This is a genomic window from Mycobacterium sp. 1245499.0, assembly GCF_001673615.1.
GTDB classification, from domain to species: domain Bacteria; phylum Actinomycetota; class Actinomycetes; order Mycobacteriales; family Mycobacteriaceae; genus Mycobacterium; species Mycobacterium europaeum_A.
Genome location: NZ_LZMG01000409.1, coordinates 1 through 3,732 on the forward strand (window position 1 = coordinate 1; position 3,732 = coordinate 3,732).

5 protein-coding genes and 1 pseudogene are annotated in these 3,732 nt (G+C 68.4%); 4 read left to right on the top strand and 2 right to left on the bottom strand.

Annotation, left to right across the window (positions count from 1 at the left end; genetic code table 11):
- A pseudogene (locus A5646_RS28615) lies at positions 1 to 186 on the bottom strand (IclR family transcriptional regulator); the annotation flags it as partial.
- A gap of 50 nt (positions 187 to 236) precedes the next feature.
- Here A5646_RS28615 and A5646_RS25765 point away from each other — a divergent pair.
- Positions 237 to 1,079, top strand: a complete 843-nt coding sequence (locus A5646_RS25765; RefSeq protein WP_082971991.1) for an SGNH/GDSL hydrolase family protein — start codon at positions 237 to 239, stop codon at positions 1,077 to 1,079.
- 3 nt (positions 1,080 to 1,082) lie between these two features.
- Positions 1,083 to 1,748: a DedA family protein gene (locus A5646_RS25770; RefSeq protein ID WP_067025282.1), complete on the top strand. Its 666-nt coding sequence runs from the start codon at positions 1,083 to 1,085 to the stop codon at positions 1,746 to 1,748.
- On the opposite strand, the gene A5646_RS25775 is transcribed toward A5646_RS25770, so the two are convergent.
- The gene (locus A5646_RS25775) at positions 1,749 to 2,366 is read right to left on the bottom strand and encodes a TetR/AcrR family transcriptional regulator (protein ID WP_067025285.1); all 618 of its coding nucleotides are present in this window, start codon (positions 2,364 to 2,366) and stop codon (positions 1,749 to 1,751) included.
- A 154-nt stretch (positions 2,367 to 2,520) separates the two neighbouring features.
- On the opposite strand from A5646_RS25775, the gene A5646_RS25780 reads away from it, so the two are divergent.
- Positions 2,521 to 2,958 (top strand): anti-sigma factor antagonist, encoded by a 438-nt coding sequence (locus tag A5646_RS25780; RefSeq protein ID WP_066866129.1) that lies wholly within the window; start codon positions 2,521 to 2,523, stop codon positions 2,956 to 2,958.
- A 22-nt stretch (positions 2,959 to 2,980) separates the two neighbouring features.
- Positions 2,981 to 3,732 (top strand): glutamate--cysteine ligase (locus tag A5646_RS25785; RefSeq protein WP_067025289.1); only part of this gene is annotated, 752 nt, incomplete at its 3' end.

Here is a 3,732-nt window from a genome sequence, read left to right on the forward strand (position 1 = left end):
CGCGGTCGACGACGCCACACCCAGATAGCGGGTCGCCTCGCTCAACCGGATCTGGGGCCGCTCGCCCAACAGCAGCAACAGCTTGAGCGCGTTGTCCACCGACTCGATCGGGTACTGCGGCGCAAGCGAATCGGCGTCCGGCGCCGCCGCGGCGTCCCCGGCGCCCGGCTCACGCTTGTGTGGCATGGGTCCACGGTAACCAGTTATGGGCGCTGATTCGGGTTATTCTCGGCTGCGTGAGCGGGGCTGTTCGCGCTGGATACCGCCGTTACGTCGCCATCGGCGACAGCCAGACCGAGGGCTTGTGGGACGGCGACGACACCGTCGGCCTGCTCGGGTTCGCCGACCGCCTCGCCGTCCGGGTCGATTCGCTCTATCCCGGCCTGCAATACGCCAACCTGGCGATCCGCGGTAAGCGGATCAACCACGTGCTCACCGAGCAGCTTCCACAGGCGCTGGCGATGCGCCCGGACCTGATCACCGTGTGCGCCGGAATGAACGACGTCATCCAGCCCGGGCGATCGTTTCGCCCCGCCCTGGCCGACCTCGAACACGTCTACGCCGCGCTGGCCGAATCGGGGGCGACGGTGGTGACGACGACCTTCCCGAACGTCGCCCAGTTCCTGCCCCTGGGGCGGCTGGTGGCCGGGCGGCTTGCCCGCATCAACGCGGCGATCACCGCGGCCGCCCACCGCTACGGGTTCGCGCTCGTCGACCTGTACAACGCGCCCTCGATGCGCGAGCTGGACACCTGGGCCATCGACCGGGTGCACGCCTCGACCAAGGGCCACATCCTGTTCGCCGATGCGGCCGCCGAGGCGCTCAATCTGCCTGACAGCAACCATGATTGGGCCCTCGGCCGCCGCAACCCCACCCAGCGTTCCTTTGCGGCCGGCACGTACGAACAATGGCGCTGGACGCAGGAGAGTTTCTTTCCGTGGATCTGGCGGCGGCTGCGCGGCCTCTCGTCGTACGACGGGCGCGAACCCAAGCGTCCGCGCCTGGCGGGGCTGGACACCCCGAGCGAGTTCGACCGCGCACCTCAAGGCACGGAACCGCGGTCGGTCAGGCATTCTTGACGCATGAATCTCGAGCCCCTGCTGCACTCGATTCCGCCGCTCGCGGTCTACCTGGTGGTCGGCGGCGTCGTCGGGATCGAGAGCCTGGGCATTCCGCTGCCGGGTGAGATCGTGCTGGTCACCGCGGCGCTGATGTCGTCGCACCACGACCTGGCCGTCAATCCGCTCGGGGTCGGCATCGCCGCGGTGATCGGCGCGGTGATCGGCGATTCGATCGGCTACGCGATCGGACGCCGCTTCGGCATGCCGCTTTTCGAGCGGCTCGGGCGGCGGTTTCCCAAACACTTCGGGCCCGGACACGTCGCGCTGGCCGAAAAGCTGTTCAACCGCTGGGGTGTTCGCGCCGTCTTCCTGGGCCGCTTCATCGCGCTGCTGCGGATCTTGGCCGGGCCGCTCGCGGGTGCGCTGAAGATGCACTACCCCCGATTCCTGGCGGCCAACGTCTCGGGCGCCATCTGTTGGGCGGGCGGCACCACCGCACTGGTGTACTTCGCCGGAATCGCCGCCGAACGCTGGCTGGAACGGTTCTCCTGGATCGGGCTGGTGATCGCCGTCGTGGCCGGGCTGACCGCCGCAATCCTGTTGCGGGAACGCACATCTCGGATGATCGCCGAGCTGGAGGCCGAGCATTACCGCAAGGCCGGCAGCACCGCGCCGGACAGCGTCTGACTAGACGGCCTCGCCGGTGTCCGCCACCAGCGGCGGCCGGTGTTCGTCGATCAACGCGCGGGCCATCTTGCGGGCGCGCAGCGCGGCGTCGAGATCCCCGACGGCGGCCAGGATGATGGCGCCCTTCATCAGGATGTGCCACGACGACGCGAAGTCCTCGACGTCGGTCAAACCCGCCGCCACGGCGCGGCGACGCACAATGTCGCGGACGTGCTCGATGTGGCCGATGCAGGCCTGCCCGATCGGATGTTCAGGCCCCAGCTCGAGCAGCACGTTGATGAACGAGCAGCCCTCGTACCGGTCGCGCAGCTGAAACCAGTCGTGCATGACGTCGAAGATCGCCAGCAACTGTTCCTCGGGGGTGCTGCCGCGCTGCCGCGACTGCTCCTCGATCAACCCGTGCGTCCAGAGCTCCTCGCGACGCTGCAGCACCGCCAGCACCAGGTCATTCTTGGTCGCGAAATGGCGGTACAGCGTCGCCCTGGCGACACCGGCCCGCCCGATCACCTCGTCGGTGCCCACCGCGCGGATACCACGCCTGCTGAACAGGTCATACGCCGCGGTCAGAACGCGTTCGCGGGGCGACGCGGCCGGGGTTCCGACATCGGGAGTTGTCATACCAGGCCTTACCGTACTCTTAGGCCCCTGCAGGTAGACAGACCGCCCTGTCTCGTTATAGAAATGAGATTCGCATCCGCGAACAGTCTGTCTTCAGACATTAGGACGGGCACCATCGAGGCGTCTGCGACGCCTGTCGATCAGGGGGTCCATCATGAATTCCGTCATTGTCGAGGCGATGCAGACCACTCATCTGACGCTGAGCACAAAACTTGTCTACGAACTCGGCGACCCGAACAGCACTCTGCGGGCCACCGCGGATCGCAGCGGCCCGTCGGTGGTGATCTACGCCGGCGGCGAGGTCGACGCCTGCAACGAGGGCACCTGGCGCCACCTGGTGCGCGAGGCGGCCAGCGGCGTCACCGCTCCCGGCCCGTTCGTGGTCGACGTCACCGGGCTCGACTTCATGGGTTGCTGCGCGTTCGAGGTTCTCGCCGACGAGGCGAAAAGCTGCCAGGACCGCGGCATCGACCTACGCCTGGTCAGCTGCGAGCCGCTCGTCGCCCGCATCGTCGACGCCTGCGGGCTGTCCGGCGTGCTGCCCATCTACCCCACCGTCGACTCCGCGCTGTCCGCGGCTGACCGCTGGTAGACACCGGGCCGTAACCGGCTCAATGGCCGACCATCCCACGATGGGTGCCGAGGAGGAATTCCTCCTCATCGACCCGAGAACCGGCGAGCCCGCCCCGCACAACGCCGCCGTGGCCGCAGAGGCGAAGAAGCGCGGGGTCGAACTGCAGCTCGAGCTCAGCAGTTGCCAGGTGGAAACCACGTCGAACGTGGCGGCCACCAGCGCCGAGCTCGGCGCGGAACTGAGCCGGCTGCGGCGCACCGCGGCGCAGGCCGCCGAGGCCGCCGGGGTTACGCTGCTGGCCTGTGGCCTGCCGCCTTCCACGCCGCACGAGTTCCCGGTCACCGACACCCCGCGCTACCGGCGGATCGGCGCAGAGTTCGGCATGATCGCCCACGAGCAGGGAATCTGCGGATGCCACGTGCACGTGCAGGTGCCCGACCGCGCCGCGGCCATCCATGTCAGCAATTGGCTTCGGCCGTGGTTGCCGACTTTGCTTGCGCTGTCGGCTAATTCACGGGTGTACCGCAGCACGGACAGCGGCCATGCGAGCTGGCGCAGCGTGCTGTGGCGGCGGTGGCCCGCCGCCGGGGCGCCGCCCTATTTCGCCTCGCCCGACGAGTATGACGACGCCGTGCGCATGCTGGTCGACAACGGGGTGATCCTGGACAAGGACATGATCTATTGGGACGTGCGCCCTTCCGCCGATTTCCCGACGGTGGAGGTCCGGGTGGCCGACGTGCCGGCCACCGTCGCCGAAACGGTGCTGCTCGCCACCCTGATCCGGGCGGCGGT

What these genes read in the sequence shown, in the direction of transcription:
- A5646_RS25770 (WP_067025282.1), top strand. Translation starts at nt 1,083, where the DNA reads ATGAATCTCGAGCCCCTGCTGCACTCGATTCCGCCGCTCGCGGTCTAC.
- A5646_RS25775 (WP_067025285.1), bottom strand. Translation starts at nt 2,366, where the DNA reads ATGACAACTCCCGATGTCGGAACCCCGGCCGCGTCGCCCCGCGAACGC.
- A5646_RS25780 (WP_066866129.1), top strand. Translation starts at nt 2,521, where the DNA reads ATGAATTCCGTCATTGTCGAGGCGATGCAGACCACTCATCTGACGCTG.